Raw genomic sequence first — 20,256 nt, 5'->3', positions numbered from 1 at the left:
ACCAAACCATTAGAAATTATAACGAATACCCTGCATAAACAATTGCTTTTGCTAAATATAGGCTGGTCCCAGACTTGACACACCAGAGCACCCCATCCGCGAACGAAAGACTAGTCTCGTGACCATGACCAACGCCTCCACCCGCCCCGCCAACGAGGATTTCAGTGCGGAGGTCATCGCGCTCGTCAAGAAATGGCTCGACGAAAGCGCCACCATCCCAGCGGATGCCGCGGCCGAGCGGCTCGCCGGCGTGCTGAAGGACCCCAACGGCCTGGACTTCACTGTCGGCTTCGTGGACGGCGTCATGCGCCCCGAAGACAAGATGGTTGCCGGTTACAGCCTCGCGCGGGTCGCCAAGAAGGCACCCGGCTTTCTGCCGGTGCCCATGCGCGCCGCCATCGGACTCGGCGGCATTCTCGGTCCGGTACTGCCTTGGGTAGTCATTCCGGCAGCCCGCATGGTGCTTCGCCAGATGGTCGGCCACCTCGTCGTCGACGCCACCCCCGACAAGCTGGGGCCCGCACTGGCTCATCTGAAAGAAGGAGGCAACCGCCTCAACATCAACCTGCTAGGTGAATCGGTGCTCGGCGAGAAGGAAGCGCGCGAACGGCTCGAGGGCACCAAGCGCATCCTCGAACGCCCAGACGTCGACTACGTCTCGATCAAGGTGTCGTCGATCGCCAGCCAGCTGTCGATGTGGGCCTTTGATGAGACCGTCACCCGGGTGGTCGAACGGCTGACGCCGCTGTATGAGTTCGCCGCGGCATCCGCTACTCCGAAATTCATCAACCTCGACATGGAAGAATATCGCGACCTCGATCTCACCATCGCGGTGTTCGAGGGGCTGCTCGACCAGCCGCAACTCGCCCAGCTTGAGGCCGGTATCGTGCTGCAGGCGTACCTGCCCGACGCCTTCAGTGCCATCCAGGGCCTGACCCACTGGGCCCAGAACCGCCGCGCGGCCGGGGGAGCTGCGATCAAGGTGCGCCTCGTCAAGGGCGCCAACCTCGCCATGGAGCATGTCGACGCCGCCGTGCACGATTGGCCGCTCGCCACGTTCTCGACCAAGCAGGACAGCGACACCAACTACAAGCGGGTGCTCAACTGGGCGCTCACCCCGCAGAATACCGACGCCGTCAAGCTCGGCATCGCCGGCCACAACCTGTTCGACGTGGCCTGGGCGCACCTGCTCAGCGTCGCCCGTGGCGTCGATGACCGGGTCGATTTCGAGATGCTGCTGGGCATGGCCACCGCCCAGGCCCAGGCCGTGCGGCAGGACGTCGGGCAACTGCTGCTCTATACCCCCGTCGTCGACCCCGCGCACTTCGACGTGGCGATCAGCTACCTCATTCGCCGCCTCGAAGAAAACGCGAGCCAGGAGAACTTCATGTCGGCCGTGTTCGAGCTGACCAGCAGCCCGGAGCTGTTCAACCGCGAGAAGGCCCGTTTTCAGGCCTCCCTCGACGCGCTCGATGACCGGGTTCCTGCCCCCAGGCGCGTACAGGACCGCTCGAGCAGCTATGACCTCGATCGCCTCGCCGCCGCCCTCCCGGATGCTCGCCGCCAGAGCAGCGAGACCGCCTCCGATTCCGACCCGCAGCTGACCGAAGCCCTGCTCGGCATCACCCGCGGATCGGTGCCAGCACCCTCGAGCTTCCGCAATGAGCCCGACACCGACCCGTCACTGCCGGCCAACCGGGCCTGGGGCCGAGGCATCCTGGCCCGCGCCGAGGCATCCGTTCTCGGCACCGCCACCATTGAGGCCGCTGCAGTTCCCGATGAGGCCACCCTCAATTCCATCATCGACGGCGTGCTGGCCGCCGGGGCAGCGTGGGGCCAGAAGACCGGCGCCGAGCGCGCCGCCGTGCTGCATCGCGCCGGACTGGCGCTCGCTTCCAGGCGCGACCGCCTGATCGAGGTCATGGCGAGCGAGTGCGGCAAGACGATCACCGAGGGTGACGCCGAGGTGAGCGAAGCCATCGACTTCGCCAATTATTATGCCGAACGTGCCAAAGACCTCGACCGCGTTCAGGGCGCCATCTTCGTGCCCTCCAAACTCATCGTGGTCACCCCGCCGTGGAACTTTCCGACCGCCATCCCGGCCGGTGGCATGCTCGCCGCCCTCGCCTCCGGTGCTGGCGTCGTCGTCAAGCCCGCCACGATAGCCCAACGCACCGGTGCCGTCGTCGTCGAGGCGCTGTGGGAGGCAGGCATTCCGCGCGAACTTCTCGCGCTCGTTAACCTGCCTGACCGGGACCTCGGCGCCAAGCTCATCGCGCACCCCGCGGTCGACCGGGTCATTCTCACCGGCGGCTACGAGACGGCCGAGCTGTTTCGCTCGTTCCGCCACGACCTCCCGCTGCTCGCCGAAACCAGCGGCAAGAACGCCATCATCGTCACCCCCTCGGCTGACTTCGACCTGGCCGCCGCTGACGTCGTCAAGAGTGCTTTCGGCCACGCCGGCCAGAAGTGCTCGGCCGCGAGCCTGGTGATCCTGGTCGGATCGGTCGCGAAATCGGAGAGGTTCCTCGGCCAGCTGGTCGACGCGGCGACCTCGATCCAGGTGGGACCGGCCAGCGATCCGGTCACCCAGATGGGCCCGATCATGTCGCCGGCCGACGGCAAACTGCTGCATGCGCTGACCACCCTGGGCGCTGAAGAAAAATGGCTGGTCGAGCCGAAGCAGCTCGATGAGACCGGCAAACTCTGGTCACCCGGCATCCGCACCGGCGTCGCGCCCGGATCGTACTTTCACCTCACCGAGTTCTTTGGCCCGGTTCTCGGCGTGATGCACGCGCGCAATCTGGAAGAAGCCATCCGCTTTCAAAACGCCGTCGACTATGGGCTGACCACCGGGCTGCACTCGCTCGACGCCGACGAACTGGCCCTCTGGCTTGATTCTGTTGAGGCCGGCAACCTCTACGTCAACCGCGGCATCACCGGCGCCATCGTGCAGCGCCAGCCGTTCGGCGGGTGGAAGCGCTCCGCGGTGGGGGCCGGAACCAAGGCCGGCGGACCGAACTACCTGCTCGGCCTCGGCAGCTGGGTCAGCGAACCGGGCCGCAACAGCTCGACGCTGCACTTGCGCGGCCTCGAGCAGCGCGTCACCGACATCATCGAGGCCAGCCAGCCTTTTCTCGACTACACCGACTTCGACGTATTGCGCCGCTCGGCGGTGAGTGACGCTCTGGCCTGGCGCGAAGAGTTCAACGTCGTGCGCGACGCGACCGACCTCGGCGTGGAGCGTAACCTGTTCCGCTACCGCGCGCTGCCGGTCACCGTGCGCCTGACGGAAACCGGCACGCTCGCCCAGCTGCTGCGCGTGATCGCCGCCGCGACCCTGTCACGATCGAGCTTCGACGTGTCCAGCGCCATTCCGGTACCACCCGCCGTGCGCAATATCCTCGCCGAGCGCGAGACCCTGGTGGTCATCGAGAGTGACGAGGAGTGGCTCGACCGGGCCCGCTCGGGCAAAATCACGGCCAGCCGCGTGCGTCTCATCGGCAGCGACCCGGTGCTGGGCGCGGCGGAGGCGGCATCCGCTCTTGCTGAGGCCACGAACGGCAGCCCGGACATTGCCGTGTATTCCAACGCTGTCACCCAGGCCGGTCGCATCGAAGTGCTGCCGTTCCTGCGCGAACAGGCTATCTCGATCACCGCGCATCGGTTCGGCAACCCGAGCACGCTCTCGCAGGGCGTGATCTGAAAAACGGCCGGTGCGGCTCGCGTGGGCGCACCGGCTACGAGCTATTGGCATAGTGATTAGTGGGGCAAACTGGTAGGGGACGTATAATTACCGCTGTCCACAATTCGACAGGGGTTGACGCTTGAACGGAAATGCGACGACGACGCATCGAAACGTCGCTTTGTTGTCGGTAGCCAGTCTCATGGCGCCCCTCATCACGACGTCCGAAGAAATCGACCGACGGTTGAAGCCTGTTCTGACGCGCCTCAAGCTGCCCACCGGGCTGCTGCAGCGTGTGGCCGGAGTCTACGAGCGACGCAACTGGGGCCCGAACGAGACCTTCGACGACGCCGCGGTCAAGGCCGGCGAGATCGCGTTGCGGGAGGCCGGCATCAAGCCCAGCGACGTTGGCCTGCTGATCAACACTTCGGTCACTCGCAAACACCTCGAGCCCTCGGTCGCCGTGCGGATCCACCACGGACTCGGCCTGCCGTCGTCGGCGATCAACTTTGACATTGCAAACGCCTGCCTCGGTTTCGTCAACGGCATGACCCTCGCAGCGCAGCTCATCGACTCCGGCCAGATTAAGTACGCAGTGATCATCGACGGCGAAGACGCCGACGAGATCCAGTCCAACACGATCGAACGCCTCGGCCGCCCGGGCATCAAGCGCAAAGACTTCATGAGCGAGTTCGCGAGCCTCACCCTCGGCTCCGGCGCAGCCGCCGCAGTGCTCGGCCCGGCGGACGCGCACCCCGGCGGGCACCGCATCCTCGGCGGTGTCACCCGCGCGGCAACCCAATTCAATGACCTGTGCGTCGGCAGTGTCGACGGCATGTTCACCGACGCGAAAGCGTTGCTCAGGGGCGGTATGGAACTCGTCGTTTCGGCCTGGACCGAAGCCAAACGGGACTGGAGCTGGTCGAATATGGATCGCTACATCCTGCACCAGGTCTCAAGCGTGCACACCAACGCCATCATCAAGGCCACCGGCATGGACAAGACCAAGATTCCGCTGACCTTTCCCACCCTCGGCAACGTCGGCCCGGCGTCGATTCCGATCACGCTCGCGCAGGAGGCCTCGACGCTGAAATCGGGCAACCGGGTGCTGCTCATGGGCGTCGGCTCTGGCCTGAACACCGCCATGATGGAACTCGTTTGGTGAGGGTGGGCCCCCGGCGCCTTCCCGTCGCCACCTCGGACCCGGCCGCATTGCCACCGGCAGGCCTGCCCGGGCTGAACCCGGTGTGGTCGCGACTGATCGAGGTCACGGAGAGCGGCAGTGCTGGCGGTGTGACCCACGGCTGGCACCTGCTCGACAACGGCCCAGAGCTTGACGCGCTCGGCGTGATTCCGGTCGGCACGATTCTGTGTGTGCACGGCAACCCGACCTGGTCCTACCTCTGGCGCGGTCTGCTGGCCTCGGCAACGGAGGCCGCGGCGTCGGGCGCGCCAGCCTGGCGCGTGATCGCCGTCGACCAGCTCGATATGGGCTTCTCGGCACGCATTGGGAGGTTTCGCCCGCTCGCTCGCCGGGTGCAGGACCTCGCCGACCTGACAGACGCCCTCGAACTGGCTGGTCCGGTGATCACTCTCGGCCACGACTGGGGCGGAGTGGTGTCCCTCGGCTGGGCCGTCGACCATCCCGAGCTGCTGGCCGGCGTCATGCTACTGAACACCGCGGTGCACCAGCCGGCCGGCGATCCGATTCCGTCGCCGCTGCGGCTCGCGCTCGGGCGCGGCATCCTCGGACCGGCAACCGTGACCACGCCCGCCTTCCTCGCTACGACGCTGGCCCTGGCGCATCCGCCGCTGTCTGCCGCGGTGAAGCGCGGCTACCGCGCGCCGTACCGAACGAGCGCTCGCCGGGGCGGTATCGGCGGTTTCGTCGCCGATATCCCGGTAGCCCTCGCGCACGAGAGCCGGGCTGAACTCGACCGCATCGCCGAGGGCGTGCGCTCGCTCACGGTGCCCACGCTGCTGCTGTGGGGTCCGCGCGATCCGATCTTCAGCGACCGCTACCTCGACGACCTGGTCGAACGGATGCCGCACGCCCGCGTGCACCGGTTCGAGGGCGCTGGCCACCTGCTCGCCGAAGATGCGGACTACGCCGCCGCCGCGCTGCTCTGGCTGGGCGATGCGCTCGTGAGCGCTCCCCTCGAGGTCTCGGGCGCGGGCGCGGTATCGGTATCGGGCTCGGTCGAGCCGAGCGAGACGGCCGTCTCGGGGAGCCTTGCCGCGTGGGCGGCAGCGGGCACGCATCCGCTCTGGCATTACCTCGACGAATTACAGGCCTCCGACGACACCGCCCTCGTTGATATGCAGCCGGCCCCTCGCGCCGTTAGCTGGCGACTGCTCTCGCTGCGCGTTCGGCAGATTGCCGCCGGACTCGTGCACATCGGCGTCAAACCCGGCGACCGAGTCTCGTTGCTCGTGCCGCCAAGCGCCGCCCTCACCGCGGTGCTCTATGCCTGCGTACGCATCGGCGCCATCGTCGTCGTAGCGGATGCCGGCCTCGGCCTGGCCGGCCTCACTCGCGCCGTGCGCGGCGCCCGCCCCGACTTCGTCATCGGGGCCGCTCCCGGCCTCCTGGCCGCCCGGGCGCTCGGTTGGCCCGGACGTAAAATTTCGGTCGCAGGCTTTCCGGCCCCGATGGCCCGGCTGATCGGCGTCGAGCACACCCTCGCCGAACTGATCAGCCTGGGCCAGGCCCGCCTCAGTGCCGGTGACGGGCTTCCGCCCGAACCCGCGCCGAGCGATGCGGCCGCCGTGCTGTTCACGTCGGGTTCGACCGGCCCGGCCAAGGGGGTCGTCTACACGCACGGCCAGCTCTCGGCCGTGAGCCGTGCGCTCTTTCTGCAGTACGGCGTCGGTGTCGGCACCGGCCTCGTCGCCGGATTCGCCCCGTTCGCGCTGCTCGGTCCGGCCCTCGGTGCCCGCTCGGTCACCCCCGACATGGACGTCACCGCGCCGAAGACCCTCACCGCGTCTGCCGTCGCGTCTGCCGTCGCCGCGATCGACGCGACGGTCGTCTTTCTCTCGCCCGCGGCCCTCGTGAACGTCGTCGCGACCGCCGCTGCGCTCACGCCGGCCGACCATGCTGCCCTCGCCGGGGTGCAGCGTTTTCTCTCGGCCGGTGCGCCGATCTCTGAGAGCCTGCTCGCCCAGGCCGCGGCGCTCATGCCGGAAGCGACCGCGCACACGCCATACGGCATGACCGAGGGCCTGCTCATGGCCGACATCACGCTCGAAGGCATCCGCGCCGCGGCTGCGAGTGTCGCACAATCGAAGTCGGTGCAGGCCGTAGCGCACGACGGCGAGTCGGTCCCGGCACCGCCAGACCCGGCGAACCCGGCCGGGGGAGTCTGTGTCGGCGGGTCGACCGCGACCACTCGCATCCGTATCAGCGCGCTCGACGCGAGTGGGGCATCCGTCGGTGACCTCTCGGAGGAACCCGACGTGACCGGTGAGATCGTGGTCTCGGCGCCGCACGTGAAGGACCACTACGACCGCCTCTGGCTCACCGAGCGCGGCTCGCGGCGTGGCGGAGTGCCGGGCGAACGTTGGCACCGCACCGGCGACGTCGGCCACCTCGACAGCGCAGGCCGCCTCTGGGTCGAGGGCCGCCTGCCGCACGTCATCGTGACGGCCGACGGCGTGGTCACCCCGGTCGGTCCGGAGCAGCGGATCGAAACCCTGCCCGACGTTTCTCGTGCGGCGTTCGTCGGAGTCGGCCCTCTCGGCACCCAACAGCAGGTCGCCGTGCTCGAAACCGTGCCGCCTGCCCGCCGCGCGCACCGGGCACCCGAGGCGCTCGCCGCTGCCGTGCGCTCGATGGTCGGCACACCGGTCGCTGCAGTGCTCGTGGTTCCGGGCCTGCCGACCGACATTCGGCACAACTCCAAGATCGACCGCAGCCGATTGTCGCGCTGGGCCACCGGAATCCTCTCTGGCGGTCGCTGGGTCAAGCCATGAGAGTGCTCGTCACAGGTGCCAGCGGATTTCTCGGCCGTGCCGTCGCTGCCCGTATCAGCGCGGCCGGGCACGAGGTACGCACCTTTCAACGCCGGCCATCCGGCGTGCCCGGCGTCGAAGATGTGCACGGCTCGATCACGACGCCCGCCGACACCCCCTATGCCGGCCTCGCCTACGCCGTGAGCGGTATGCACGCGGTCGTGCACCTCGCGGCAAAGGTATCGCTCACCGGCGACCCGGCCGCGTTCGAGGCGGTGAACGTTGGAGGAACGCGCACCGTCGTGCAGGCCGCAGCGGATGCCGGCGTCTCCCGTTTCGTCTACGTCTCCTCACCGTCCGTTGCCCATGCCGGCCGTTCGATCATGGGTTCTGACGCCCTGCCGGCCGCGCCCGGGCAGGCTCGCGGCGACTATGCCCGCACCAAGGCACGCGCCGAACTGCTCGCGCTCGCCGCCGACGCTCCCGAATTCAGCGTGGTCGCCGTGCGTCCGCACCTGGTCTGGGGCCCCGGGGATACCCAGCTGATCGACCGGATCGTCGATCGTGCCCGCCACGGGCGGCTGCCGCTGCTCGGACACGGTGCGGCGCTCATCGACACGACCTACGTCGACAATGCAGCCTCCGCGATCCACGCAGCGCTCGATGCCGCCGAGCGGGTGCACGGGCAGTCCTATGTGATCACCAATGGTGAACCACGCCCGATTGCGGAACTCCTCGCGGGAATCTGCGGCGCGGCCAACGTACCCGCGCCAGCCTGGCGGGTGCCGGCATCCGCTGCCCGCGCCGCCGGCTCGTTCATCGAGGCCATCTGGCGCGCTCGCCCGGGAACGGATGAGCCCCCGATGACGCGGTTTCTGGCCGAGCAGCTTTCGACCGCACACTGGTTCGACCAGCGTCGCACCCGCGCCGACCTGGCCTGGACCCCCGAGGTGTCGCTCGACGAGGGCTTCGCCCGCCTGGCCGCCCACTACCGCCCGGCTCCTAGCCCCCACCACCCCCACCACTGCGGACGGGGCCCGGGCCCCGTCCGGTTAGCGCGTCTCGTGCGCGCGAAGGGGGGGCCTCACGCTACAAACGGATGCCGAGGGCCGCGCGCGCAAACCCGAGCGCTTCCTCGGGCTCCACGCCGAGCTGTCGCGCCTTGCCGGCGAAGGTGGCGGCGGCAACCTGGACCTGTTGCTGGGCGGCATTTCCGCTCGCGGCGATGAAGGATCCGTTCCGGCCCCGCGTCTCGATGACCTCGTCACGCTCGAGTTCACGGTAGGCGCGGGCTACCGTGTTGGCGGCGAGCCCCAAATCTTCGGCAAGCCTGCGCACCGTTGGCAGCTTGTCACCGGGGACCAGATCACCCGAGCGCACCGCGGCGAGTACCTGCACCCGTAACTGTTCGTAGGGCGGAGTCGCAGACCGCGGATCGACCAGCAGCATCATGCGGAAGCCTGGGTTCGGTTGCCCGGATCGGGCCGATCACCGGCCTGATCGTCGGCCTGATCATCGGCCTGATCGTCGGCCCTATCATCGGGCCGATCACCACCACCGGGAGCGGCGCGCGTGCGGCGACGGTCGAGTTCGATGGCCGTCTGGGGCCACAGCCTGCGCAGAAAGTGCATTGTGCTGCGGTTGCGCATGCTCGTCAGGCTCCAGCTGACCAGCACGACGATGAGTACCGGGCCCATAATCGTGAACGAGCCGGCCAGAATCTCGTCGATCGAGCCGGGCACCGGCAGGCTGATCGCCTCGCTCAAGGAGAGAAACAACACGCAGGAGCTCGTGGCGGCGATGATCCCGGGAATCTCGATGAGGCTGCGCAGGGTGGTGCTGCGAAAAGCATCACTCCAGGCAAGTTGGATGTACGTGTCGGCCGGTTGGCCGCGGCCGAGCAGAGCGTTCGCCGCCGCCCAGGTCACCAGGCTCGCAGCGGTTGCGAGAGCTAACAGCAGCCCGGCCGGCCAGAGAATCGTGCGCACCGAGACGTCGTCGAACACCCGATCCGGGTTGATCGCAATGACCCCAAGCACGGCGATGTAGCTCAGGGTGGCGAGGCCCAGCAGGCCCAGTGAGAACGCGCGGTGCAGCCGGGTGACGTAGTCGGTCAGCCCGGGAAAGGCGCTGCGCGCCAGTCGTGGCGCCTCAGCGACAGGGGCGAACGCCGAGCGGGAATCGTCACCGATGAGGGCGACAGTCGATCCGACCGTCATTGCTACAACGATCAGGAACCCGTTCCCCAAGTTCTGGTTGCCGTCCGTCACGACGAGCGCCGCGACGCTCAAAACGAGTCCGACCATCGACCCGAGCACCCCTGCGCGTTCGCGGCGATGGATCCGGCCCGACAGCTCGGGAACGATCTCAGGAACCAACGCGAGCCCGACCTGCCGTGAGTACGCCTGCAGCATCCGCCTGCGTGGTTCGGCTCGTGCGCTATGAATTAAACGGATGCCAAGACCCGCCAGTACCAGCGCCGCCAGAATCAGTACGACCGTGTCCACAAAACCTCCCTTTTGTGTGAATTCTGTACCAGAGTAGCAATACAAAATGCGCGATACAAGGCCGCTGGTCAGGCGTCGGAACGGCGGTTCAGTGCATCGGTGACCAGGGCGAGCGCCGCGGCCGGGCTCAGGCCGAGCTGCTCGATCCGTGCCGCGAACGCGTCGGCAGCAGCCTGCGCGTGTCGTTCTGCCGAATCAACATTGGGGGCGACGAAAGATCCGAATCTGCCCCGCGTTTCAATCACACTGTCCCGCTCCAGCTCGCGATAGGCACGCGCGACGGTGTTCGTGGCCAGACCAAGCTCGGCGGCCAGGGCGCGCACAGTGGGCAGGCGGGTATCGTGGGCCAATTCGCCGGAGCGCACGGCCGCAACGACCTGGCTGCGCAACTGCTCAAACGGCGGCGTGCTCGATCGGGAATCGATGGCAATAAAGGATGTGGGCATGGGACCCTCCGTTCGACGTCATGAGCAATTTTGCCTCGCTACAACGAAAGCTGCAACAGCATACCCACGGTACGTTCTCCCGAGATGTTTCGCAGAATCGGGTAACGAGTTGCTTCAGCATCAGCGAAACAACCATCTCTGCGCTCTCGCGTGGCCGCGTAGGCTCGAACCATGACTTTTCCGGCCGACCTCCCCGCAGAATTGGCCGGGCTACTGCCGACCCTGGTCGGTGTCGTGCTGCTTCTCGCGGTGGTCGTGACGGTGCTGGGTGTTTATCGCACGCAGCATCCGTTCGCCCCGGCACTCGCACTGCTGCGCGGAACCCTGCAACTGGCCGCGATCAGCCTCATTCTCAGCGGCATCATCAACGATCCGCTCTGGGTTGGCGTCGGACTGCTCGTCATGTTCGCAGCGGCCGTCGTGACCGTCACTCGCCGCATCGGCTTCAGCCGCCCGCATCTGGTGCGCGTGGCTGCGGCGATGGCGCTCGGCGTGGGCATCACGCTGACCATCGTGTTCACTACCGGGGCGATCGAGTTCTCGCCGCGCTACGTGCTCGCGATCGGCGGGATCATCATCGGCAACGCCATGTCGATCGCGACGCTCAGCGGGCGCCGCTTCTCGGAGGCGGTCGGTGATCACTGGGACGAGGTTGAGGGCTGGCTTGCGCTCGGGGCCACACCACGGCAGTCCACCCGCGACCTGGCCAGGCGGGCGGTCTACTTCGCGATCATTCCGTCCACCGACCAGACCAAGACCACGGGGCTGGTGACGCTGCCGGGAGCGTTCGTCGGAGCGATCTTCGGGGGAGCCTCACCGCTCGAGGCTGGTCGGTTTCAGATCGTCGTGCTCGCCGGAATCCTCTGTGCCGGATCGATCGCCGCGGTCACCCTGCTTCACCTGATCTCTCCGGTGCAGCAGAAGCCGCTGCCCGGATAAAATCCGGCTACTCGATTGAGCGATGGATCAGGCGGGAGAGCACGATCGCGCTGCGGGTGTGGTCGACGTTGGGGGCGAGGCGCACCTTTTCAAGGGCCGCTTCCAGGCCGGGAATGTCGCGGGCGCGAATGTGCACCATGGCGTCGGCGCTGCCGGTGACGGTTCCCGCATCGACAACCTCGGGCACCCCCGAGAGAATACGCAGCAATTCGTCGGGAGCCACCGTGCCGCGGCAGAACAGCTCGACGTAGGCTTCCGTGCTCATGCCGTCGACCGCCGGGTCGACCTGGATGGTAAAGCTGCGAATCACCTTGTCGGCCACCAGGCGGTCGACGCGACGTTTCACAGCGGATGCCGACAGCCCCACCACCGAGCCGATGTCACCATAGCCCGCGCGCGCGTTCTGGCGCAGCAGATCGAGAATACTGTGATCAAGGTTGTCCATGGGGCGAGTCTAGGGGGCGGTTATACGTAAAATTGCGTCAATACCGTATATCTCGAAGATTTCTTGCGCAGATCAGCGTGAAACGTCGAATCATGCTGTGTGAGACTGAGAACGGCGTCCCGGAACGATCGCTGTTGTTCGTGCCGGGCTCACGTGAGCGACCTGGTCCGCCATTCACCCGAGTTCCGAGGGTCGACAGGCCCGCGGATCCCCGAAGGAGCCCCATGTCGATCAACTCAGTCATCCCCATCCTTGCCGAAGACCTGGCCGTTCCCCTGCGTATCGCCACCAAGCGCACCGTGCTGATGTGCAAGCCGCAGTTCTTCACCGTGGTGTATCGCATCAACCCCTGGATGGACCCGGCCCTGCCCACCGACACCTCGCTCGCCGTCGCCCAGTGGCAGACCCTGTACGACACCTATGTCGGTCTCGGCTTCGACGTGCAGCTGATCGATCCGATCGACGGCCTGCCCGACATGGTCTACGCGGCCAACGGTGGCTTCGTCATCGACAACCAGGCCTACGGCGCCAAATTCACGCACGTCGAGCGCCAGCCCGAGGGCCCCGCCTACATGGGCTGGTTCGCCGCCAACGGCTTCGACGTGCGCGTACCGGTCGAGACCAATGAAGGCGAGGGCGACTTTCTGTTGGTCGGCGACGTCATCCTGGCCGGCACCGGCTTTCGCAGCGATTCCAACAGCCACGCCGAACTCTCGGCCATCGCCGGGCGCCCGGTCGTCACCCTGCGCCTGATCAATCCGAGTTTCTACCACCTCGACACCGCCGTCGCCGTGCTCGACGACACCAACATCGCCTACCTGCCGAGCGCCTTCGACGCGCCGAGCCTCGCGATTCTGCAGGAGCGTTACCCCGACGCGGTCATCGTCACCGAAGAAGATGCCGCCATTTTGGGCCTCAACTCGTATTCCGACGGCTACAACGTCGTCATCGCGGCCCGCGCCAAGGACTTCGAACGCCAGCTGCGCGCGCGCGGTTACAACCCGATCGGCGTCGACCTGTCCGAGCTGCTGCTGGGCGGCGGCGGCGTCAAGTGCTGCACGCTCGAGCTGCGCCGATGACACTGCGCCCCTTAACACCGCAAACGTCAATCTGAAGGAGCACGTTATGACCCCGAACCTGACCGACGCGAAGACTGAAGCCGCCGCATCCGTTTCGCCTGCTGCCGCTGCCCTGATCAGAGAGGAGAGCGCGCACGCCGCGCATAACTACCACCCACTCGAGGTCGTCGTTGCCTCGGGTGACGGCGCCTGGGTAACGGATGTCGCTGGTCGCCGCTACCTGGACTGCCTGGCCGCGTACTCCGCCGTGAACTTCGGGCACTCCAACCCGGTACTGCTCGACGCCGCCCGCACTCAGCTGGGCCGCATCACCCTGACCAGCCGGGCCTTCTACAACGATCAGCTCGGCCCGTTCGTGACCGCGCTTGCCAAACTCGCCGGTAAAGACATGGTGCTGCCGATGAACACCGGCGCCGAAGCCGTTGAATCCGGCATCAAGGTCGCCCGCGCCTGGGGCTACCGGGTGAAGGGCGTCGCGCCCGACCTGGCCAACATCATCGTGGCCGCCGGCAACTTTCACGGCCGTACCACCACCATCATCAGTTTCTCCGATGACGAGTCTGCCCGCGCCGATTTTGGCCCGTTCACGCCCGGTTTTCGCACCGTGCCCTACGGCGATGCCGTGGCCCTTGAGGCCGCGATCGACGAGAACACGGTGGCCGTGCTGCTCGAACCCATCCAGGGCGAGGCCGGCATCGTTGTACCGCCAGCGTCGTATCTGCCGGCCGTGCGCGAGATCACCAAACGCCTGGGTGTGCTGTTCATCGCCGATGAGATTCAGTCGGGCCTCGGTCGCACCGGATCGACCTTTGCCTGCGACCTCGTGGGCGTCGTGCCCGACCTGTACCTGCTCGGCAAGGCCCTCGGCGGCGGCATCGTTCCCGTCTCGGCCGTGGTCGGCAACACCGACGTTCTCGGAGTGCTGCACCCGGGCGAGCATGGTTCGACCTTCGGCGGCAACCCACTCGCCGCGGCCGTCGGCCTGGCCGTTGTGAACTTGCTGGCCACCGGCGACTACCAACAGCGTGCGACCGAACTCGGTGCGCGCCTGCACGCAGGGCTCAGCGTGCTGATCGGCCACGGCGTGATCGCCGTGCGCGGTGTGGGGCTCTGGGCCGGCATCGACATCGACCCGTCGCTGGCCCAGGGCCGGGTGGTGTGCGAGGCCCTTCTTGCCCGCGGCGTGCTCGCCAAGGACACGCACGGGTCGACCATTCGACTCGCGCCGCCGATCGTGGTGTCTGCTGAGGACGTGGACTGGGCCGTCGAGCAGCTGCGCTTCGTGCTCGCTGACCTCGCCGCCGCGAAGTAGGCCCCACCCCGCGCCAGCTGCTGCCCGGCCACGCGGCGGGGAGGCCGACAGGGAGTGTCGGCATGTGACGACTGGCCGGGGCGCGGCGGCCAGGCACTCTAGGCTGGCAATCATGTACACCGACATGCCCGAAACCGAACTCCGCGCCTATCGCAGCGGACAAGTCGACCCCGCTGATTTCGACGCGTTTTGGGCCGACACGCTCGCCGAGGCCGACCGGTATCCGCTCAATGCCATCGCCACGCGGGTCGATTGCGGGCTGAGCACGCTCGACGTGTTCGACGTGACGTTCGCGGGGTTTGCCGGGCAGCCGATCAAAGCCTGGTTGCGCTTGCCTGCTGGCACTGGCGCTCCGTTGCCGACCGTCGTGCAGTTTCACGGCTACGGCCGGGGGCGCGGGCAGGCGTTCGAGAACCTGCTGTGGGCATCCGCCGGGTACGCGCACTTCGACATGGACCTGCGCGGTCAGGGATTCAGCGGCAGTACCGGAGACACGGACGACGATGCGGGCAGCGGACCGCAGGTACCCGGTTTTATGACTCGCGGCATTGAGTCCCGCGAAACCTACTATTACCGTCGGTTGTTCACCGATGCGGTGCGCGCCGTCGCGGCGGCCCGCAGCCTCGAGCTGGTCGACTCTGCGCGAGTGGGCGTCGTGGGCCGCAGTCAGGGCGGCGGTATTGCGCTCGCTGTGGCTGGGCTCGTGCCCGACCTGGCCGCCGTGGTCGCGCGCGTCCCGTTTCTCTGTGACTTTCCGAGAGCATCCGTCATCACGGATGCGCTGCCGTATCGTGAGCTCGGCCAGTACCTCGCGACCAATCGGCTGAGGGCGACACAGGTACACGACGTACTGGCCTACTTCGACGGTGTCAACTTTGCCAAGCGCGCCACCGCGGCGGTGACGATGACGGCGGCGCTGATGGACCCGATCTGCCCGCCGTCAACAGTGTTCGCTGCCTACAACAATTACGCCGGACCGAAGCAGATCACGGTCTGGCCGTACAACGGGCACGAGGGCGGTGCCTGGGAAGACGACGCTCTCGCCCTGCGGGCCTTCAGTGAGCGCCTCGCCTGACGCGTGCGCCAGTACCTGGAGGTCGACCACGCACGTCAGGTGACCGTGCGGTGCGCGTTCCCTGTACGAGATGCCGGCCTGCTGGCGTATGCACTCCGTCTCGCCTACTCTGTCGGAGCCGCCTTCTTCGGCGCACGCTTCACCGGAGCGCTCGTGACGACAGCGGATGCGCTGACCGTCTGCTTGGGCAGAGCGCCCGTGCGCACGGGAGCTCTGCGCGCCGGAACCGTCAGGGCGGCATCGACCAGGGGCGCGGCCACCGGCTGGAGCCGGGAGAGCTGGGTCACGTGGCCGGGGTTCAGTTCTTCGAGCGCGTTCACGCCGAGCAGACGCATGGTGCGGGCCACCTGCTCCGACAGAATCGCAATCGTGCGGTCCACTCCGGCCTCACCGCCGGCCATGAGGCCGTAGAGGTAGGCGCGGCCGATCATCGTGAAGCGGGCGCCGAGGGCGATCGACGCGACAATATCGGCCCCCGACATGATGCCCGTGTCGAGGTGCACCTCGGTGTGTGCGCCGACCTCGCGGGCGACCCGCGGTAGCAAGTGGAACGGGATCGGCGCACGGTCGAGCTGGCGACCGCCGTGGTTGGAAAGGATCATGCCATCAACGCCGAGGTCGACGAGGCGCTTGGCGTCGTCGATGTTCTGCACACCCTTGACGACGACCTTGCCGGGCCACTGCGCCTTGATCCAGGCGAGGTCTTCAAAGTCGACGGTCGGGTCGAACATCGAATCGAGCAGGTCGGCGACGGTGCCGCTCCAGCGATCAAGGCTCGCAAAGGAGAGCGGCTCGGTGGTCAGAAAGTTGATCCACCACTCCGGGCGCGGTAACGCGTTGACGACGGTACCGAGGGTGAGCGCTGGCGGAATCGAGAAGCCGTTGCGCTTGTCGCGTAGGCGGGCGCCGGCGACGGGCACGTCAACGGTCACCAGAAGCGTGTCGTACCCGGCTTTGGCGGCCCGGTCGACGAGCGCCATCGAGCGGTCGCGGTCCTTCCACATGTACAGCTGAAACCAGTTGCGCCCGTTCGGGTTGGCGGCTTTGACGTCTTCGATCGAGGTCGTGCCCATGGTCGACAGGGCGAAGGGGATGCCGGCCCGGGCCGCGGCATGCGCCCCGGCAATTTCTCCCTCGGTCTGCATCATTCGGGTGAAGCCGGTGGGTGCGATACCAAAGGGCTGGGAAACCGGGGCACCGAGCACGTCCCAGCCGGTCGACACGCTCGATACGTCGCGCAGAATCGACGGGTGAAACTCGATGTCTTCGAAGGCTTGGCGAGCCCGGCCCAGCGAGATCTCGGCTTCGGCTGCGCCCTCGGTGTAGTCGAAGGCAGCCTTTGGCGTGCGCTTCCTGGCGATGGCCCGCAGGTCGGCGATCGTGAGCGCCGCATCGAGGCGGCGCTTCTTCGCGTTGAGCTCGGGGGTCTTGAACCTCATCAGCGGGGCGAGGTCTGTGATCTTGGGGATGCGTCGTTGAATCATGGTCGTCCTTATCTAGTGTGCGGTGAGCTGGGTCTCGGCGTAGTACCCCGAAATGTGGGACTGCACGGCGAGGCGGGCGGCATCGGCTTGACCGGTCAGGATGGCGCGAAGAATGCCGCGATGCTCGAGCATGAGACGAGCGGATGTTTTCGGCCAGCTCGCCAGACCCAGCGCGCCCGCCCGTGCGTACCCCTCGATGGCGCTGCGGAGGCCGGACATGGTCGCGGTGATGACCAGGTTGCCGCTCGCTTCGGCGAGCGAGAGGTGAAACTGGGCGTCGAGGGCGAGGAATTCGGCTTCGGTAAGGGAATGGTCTTCCATGGCGGTGAGGATTTGCGCGGAGCTGGTCAGATCAGGAGAGCTGGTGCGGCACGCCTCGGCCAGCTCGGCGACGATGGAACCTTCCAGCACGAGACGGGTCTTCACCACGTCGGCTACCGGAAACCCCTGGGCTGCGACCTGCAGGCGCATGAGCGACGACATGCCGCCGCCGGGGCGAGCGACGATGATCGCGCCGGCCGAGGGTCCGGAGCCGACGGCGGTGCGAATGAGACCCAAGACCTCGAGCACCCGCAGTGCTTCCCGCACGCTCGATCGACCAACACCCAGGTCGGCCGCGAGGGTGCGTTCGGGCGGCAGGTGGTCGCCTGGGCTGAGGCGTCCCTCGAGCAGGTCGAGTTCGACGGCATCGAGCACGACCTGCCAGGCGCGAAGGCTGATCGCGGTCATGGGGTCCTCTCGGTCGACGAGCTGTGGTCTGACCACAAACTATACGACTTTGCGGGGTTTGCGGGATACAGTTTCAGCCAACCCGGGAGAGACCATGACCGCTGCGTCCCAGCTCATCGACCTGAGACTGCCCGACGGATCGGGTGGCAGCGCCGGCCCCGACCCGGTGGCCGCCGCCGAAGCTTGGAGGCGCATCGAAGCGTTTTTCGGCGAGCACCTTGCGGCGTCTCAATAGTGTTGGAAGCGGGTTGCAACTGGTAGCCTCCAACAAGAACAGGGGACACCATCGCCAAACGCTCAACCATTATCGCCATGGTCACCGTCGCATCCGTTGTCGCCATCGGCGGTGCGGCCACTGCGCTGGCGCTGACTCCGCAAACCGGCTCCGACACGACGCTGACCGTGCGGGTCTGGGACGAACAGGTCGCGCAATCCTACGAAAAGTCGTTCACGGCGTTCGAGAAAGCCAATCCGGGCATCGATGTCGCCGTCAACGTTGTACCGTGGGCCGACTACTTCACCAAACTACGCGTCGACGTGGCGGGCGAGACCGCCGACGATGTGTTCTGGGTGAACGCCGGCAACTTCGCCGACTATGCCGTCAACGGCAGCCTGATGAACATAACGGATGCCCTCGGCTCCGACGCTCAGGTCAACTGGCAAACCAGCGTCATCGACCAGTACACCCTCGATGGTGCGCTCTGGGGAGTACCCCAGCTGGCTGACCCCGGGATCGGACTGTATTACAACGAGGAACTCCTCGCGGCAGCCGGTATCGACCCGAGCAGCGTTGGTGACCTGCACTGGAATCCGGCCACCGGCGAAGACACCCTGCTGCCCGTGCTGCAAAAGCTCACCGTCGACGCCAACGGCAACACCGCCGACAGTCCAGCGTTCGACCCTTCGCAAATCGTGCAGTACGGCTACAACGCCGCCAACGACCTCAATGCCATCTACCTCAACTACCTCGGATCGAACGGCGCAGCCCTACAAGACGGCGACGAGTTCGTCTTCGACACGGCTGAGGGGCAGGAGTCGTTCCAGTACGTGATCGACCTGATGAATAAATATCACGTGGCCCCGTCGGCCGCCGACACCAACCTCAACGGCGACTTCGCGCTCGACCAGTTTCTGCAGGGCAAGATGGCTATGTTCCAGAGCGGCGTCTACAACCTCAGTAACGTGAGCGATGGCGCCGGCTTCACGTGGGGTGTCGCGGCGATTCCGTCGGGTCCGGCCGGCGCGATCAGCGTCACCAACGGCGTCATCGCCGCTGGCAACGCCGACTCGAAGCATCCGGGACAGACCCGCAAACTACTCGAGTGGCTCGGCAGCACCGCGGGCAGCGCGGCTATCGGCGAAGACGGGTCGGCATCGCCGGCTGTCATCGGTGCGCAGGCCAGTTATGTCGAGGCGTGGCAGCAGCGGGGCATCGACGTGACCGCGTTCATCGATGTGCTCGAGAACGGCACCGTGCAGGCGCCGCAGGGCGCGAGATGGGCCGAGGCCTCCGACGCGTTCGAGTCGATCTTCGCCGAAATGTTCCTGGGTCGTATTCCAGTCGACCAGGCCCTGCGCACCGCGCAAGCCAGTGCGAACGCGGCCATCGACGGCTGAACAGGTTGATGCAGCGACTAACTCTTCAACACGACGTTGAGCGGGGTCTCGTCGCGCAGCATCCGGTCTATCTGCTCGCGCACCAGCCGAGCCATGCGAGGCAGCATGGCGCTCGAGGCGCCGCCGACGTGTGGTGAGATGAGCACATTCGGCAGGGCGAAGAGCGGATGCCCCGCCGGCAACGGTTCCGGCTCGGTCACGTCGAGTGCGAGCCTGAGGCGGCCGCTCGTCGCATGCGCGAGCAGCGCGGCGGTATCGGCGACCGGGCCGCGGGCAATGTTCACGAGCAGGCTATCGTCACGCATCTGGGTCAGGAACGCGTCGTCGACCAGGTGGGTGGTCTCTGCAGTCAGTGGAACGCCGACGACGACGATGTCGGCCTGTGGCAGCATCTCGGAGAGGGAATCGAAGCCGTAGATCGCGCCGCGCTCATCGTTGCGGGCCGTGCGCGCAACGCGGATGACCGTGGTCTCGAAGGCGAGCAGCCGGCTCTCGATGGCCTGACCGACACCGCCGTAGCCGAGTAGTAACACCGTGCGGTCGGCGAGGCTCGGGTGATGGGCCGGCGCCCATTCGCCGGCGTCGGCGGCGCGCACAAAATCGGGGATGCCGCGCTGGGAAGCCAGGATGAGGGCGAGGGTGAGCTCGGCGGTGGAGGCTTCGTGCACGCTCGCAGCATTGGCGAAGACGTGCCCGGCAGGGATGACCTGATCGACACCGTCGTAGCCGATGGACTGGCTCTGTACTAATCGGGTCTCGACACCGGCGAGGTGCGCGAGTCGGTCGGTCCCGCCCATATACGGCGTGACGACGATGTCGAACCGCGGCCGGGGAGCGGGGCCGTCGAGCGCCCATTCGACGACTTCGACGCCGGCAGGCAGTTCACCGACCGCCTTGCGCAGGAGGGAATCGGGCAGGCTGACCAGCAATGGATTCATCCCCCGAGCCTACTTCGCCCGTGCGCGCCGGCCACCTCTCGGGTGT

The 20,256-nt window shown here is 66.9% G+C and carries 16 protein-coding genes and 1 pseudogene; 10 read left to right on the top strand and 7 right to left on the bottom strand.

What is annotated here, in order from left to right:
• Positions 1-124: 124 nt before the first annotated feature.
• The 4 genes and pseudogenes from E3T27_RS01340 to E3T27_RS01325 all read left to right on the top strand — a co-directional run.
• Positions 125-3,706: a proline dehydrogenase family protein gene (locus tag E3T27_RS01340; protein ID WP_134571336.1), complete on the top strand. Its 3,582-nt coding sequence runs from the start codon at positions 125-127 to the stop codon at positions 3,704-3,706.
• Positions 3,707-3,887: 181 nt separating this feature from the next.
• Positions 3,888-4,850: a 3-oxoacyl-ACP synthase III gene (locus E3T27_RS01335; RefSeq protein WP_233193205.1), complete on the top strand. Its 963-nt coding sequence runs from the start codon at positions 3,888-3,890 to the stop codon at positions 4,848-4,850.
• Between the two features lie 2 nt (positions 4,851-4,852).
• Positions 4,853-7,660 carry an alpha/beta fold hydrolase gene (locus E3T27_RS01330; protein ID WP_134571526.1) on the top strand — a complete coding sequence of 936 codons (2,808 nt, stop codon included), beginning with the start codon at positions 4,853-4,855 and terminating at the stop codon, positions 7,658-7,660.
• Positions 7,657-8,631 (top strand): annotated as a pseudogene (locus tag E3T27_RS01325) (NAD-dependent epimerase/dehydratase family protein); the annotation flags it as partial. The gene E3T27_RS01330 and the pseudogene E3T27_RS01325, both read left to right, overlap by 4 nt.
• Before the next feature lie 97 nt (positions 8,632-8,728).
• Here the strand turns inward: E3T27_RS01325 and E3T27_RS01320 are convergent.
• From E3T27_RS01320 to E3T27_RS01310, 3 genes are all read right to left on the bottom strand, one after another.
• Entirely contained in the window at positions 8,729-9,088 is a 360-nt protein-coding gene (locus E3T27_RS01320; protein WP_134571525.1) for a GntR family transcriptional regulator, read from the bottom strand.
• Complete coding sequence (locus tag E3T27_RS01315; protein WP_134571335.1) at positions 9,088-10,146, bottom strand: hypothetical protein; 1,059 nt, start codon at positions 10,144-10,146, stop codon at positions 9,088-9,090. Before E3T27_RS01315 ends, E3T27_RS01320 begins: the two co-directional genes overlap by 1 nt.
• A gap of 68 nt (positions 10,147-10,214) precedes the next feature.
• The gene (locus tag E3T27_RS01310) at positions 10,215-10,592 is read right to left on the bottom strand and encodes a GntR family transcriptional regulator (RefSeq protein WP_104197180.1); all 378 of its coding nucleotides are present in this window, start codon (positions 10,590-10,592) and stop codon (positions 10,215-10,217) included.
• 171 nt (positions 10,593-10,763) lie between these two features.
• On the opposite strand from E3T27_RS01310, the gene E3T27_RS01305 reads away from it, so the two are divergent.
• On the top strand, positions 10,764-11,531 hold the full coding sequence (locus tag E3T27_RS01305) for an ABC transporter permease (protein WP_134571334.1): 768 nt from the start codon (positions 10,764-10,766) through the stop codon (positions 11,529-11,531).
• Positions 11,532-11,538: 7 nt separating this feature from the next.
• Here the strand turns inward: E3T27_RS01305 and E3T27_RS01300 are convergent, their stop codons facing one another.
• A complete protein-coding gene (locus E3T27_RS01300) occupies positions 11,539-11,976 on the bottom strand; it encodes an Lrp/AsnC family transcriptional regulator (RefSeq protein WP_092106650.1) in 438 nt (145 codons plus the stop codon).
• Between the two features lie 224 nt (positions 11,977-12,200).
• Here E3T27_RS01300 and ddaH point away from each other — a divergent pair, with 224 nt between their 5' ends.
• The 3 genes from ddaH to E3T27_RS01285 all read left to right on the top strand — a co-directional run bounded on the left by ddaH (position 12,201) and on the right by E3T27_RS01285 (position 15,442).
• Positions 12,201-13,055: a dimethylargininase gene (ddaH, locus tag E3T27_RS01295; protein ID WP_134571333.1), complete on the top strand. Its 855-nt coding sequence runs from the start codon at positions 12,201-12,203 to the stop codon at positions 13,053-13,055.
• Positions 13,056-13,101: 46 nt separating this feature from the next.
• Positions 13,102-14,367, top strand: coding sequence for an ornithine--oxo-acid transaminase (gene rocD, locus E3T27_RS01290; protein ID WP_134571332.1), 1,266 nt, complete (start codon positions 13,102-13,104; stop codon positions 14,365-14,367).
• Between the two features lie 112 nt (positions 14,368-14,479).
• Entirely contained in the window at positions 14,480-15,442 is a 963-nt protein-coding gene (locus E3T27_RS01285; protein WP_134571331.1) for an acetylxylan esterase, read from the top strand.
• A 104-nt stretch (positions 15,443-15,546) separates the two neighbouring features.
• Here the strand turns inward: E3T27_RS01285 and E3T27_RS01280 are convergent, their stop codons facing one another.
• A complete protein-coding gene (locus E3T27_RS01280) occupies positions 15,547-16,926 on the bottom strand; it encodes an alpha-hydroxy acid oxidase (protein WP_134571330.1) in 1,380 nt (459 codons plus the stop codon).
• A gap of 12 nt (positions 16,927-16,938) precedes the next feature.
• A complete protein-coding gene (locus E3T27_RS01275; RefSeq protein WP_134571329.1) occupies positions 16,939-17,655 on the bottom strand; it encodes a FadR/GntR family transcriptional regulator in 717 nt (238 codons plus the stop codon).
• Between the two features lie 94 nt (positions 17,656-17,749).
• On the opposite strand from E3T27_RS01275, the gene E3T27_RS16385 reads away from it, so the two are divergent.
• Both E3T27_RS16385 and E3T27_RS01270 read left to right on the top strand, forming a co-directional pair.
• Positions 17,750-17,890 (top strand): hypothetical protein, encoded by a 141-nt coding sequence (locus tag E3T27_RS16385; protein WP_166786054.1) that lies wholly within the window; start codon positions 17,750-17,752, stop codon positions 17,888-17,890.
• A 77-nt stretch (positions 17,891-17,967) separates the two neighbouring features.
• On the top strand, positions 17,968-19,272 hold the full coding sequence (locus E3T27_RS01270) for an ABC transporter substrate-binding protein (RefSeq protein WP_241992064.1): 1,305 nt from the start codon (positions 17,968-17,970) through the stop codon (positions 19,270-19,272).
• A gap of 17 nt (positions 19,273-19,289) precedes the next feature.
• Here the strand turns inward: E3T27_RS01270 and E3T27_RS01265 are convergent, their stop codons facing one another.
• Positions 19,290-20,210 (bottom strand): 2-hydroxyacid dehydrogenase, encoded by a 921-nt coding sequence (locus E3T27_RS01265; RefSeq protein ID WP_134571327.1) that lies wholly within the window; start codon positions 20,208-20,210, stop codon positions 19,290-19,292.
• Positions 20,211-20,256: the final 46 nt, after the last annotated feature.

It is taken from the genome of Cryobacterium lyxosi (genome assembly GCF_004403345.1).
GTDB lineage: Bacteria > Actinomycetota > Actinomycetes > Actinomycetales > Microbacteriaceae > Cryobacterium > Cryobacterium lyxosi.
The sequence above is the reverse complement of the archived record's forward strand: the minus strand, read 5'-3'. Positions and strand labels throughout refer to the sequence as shown.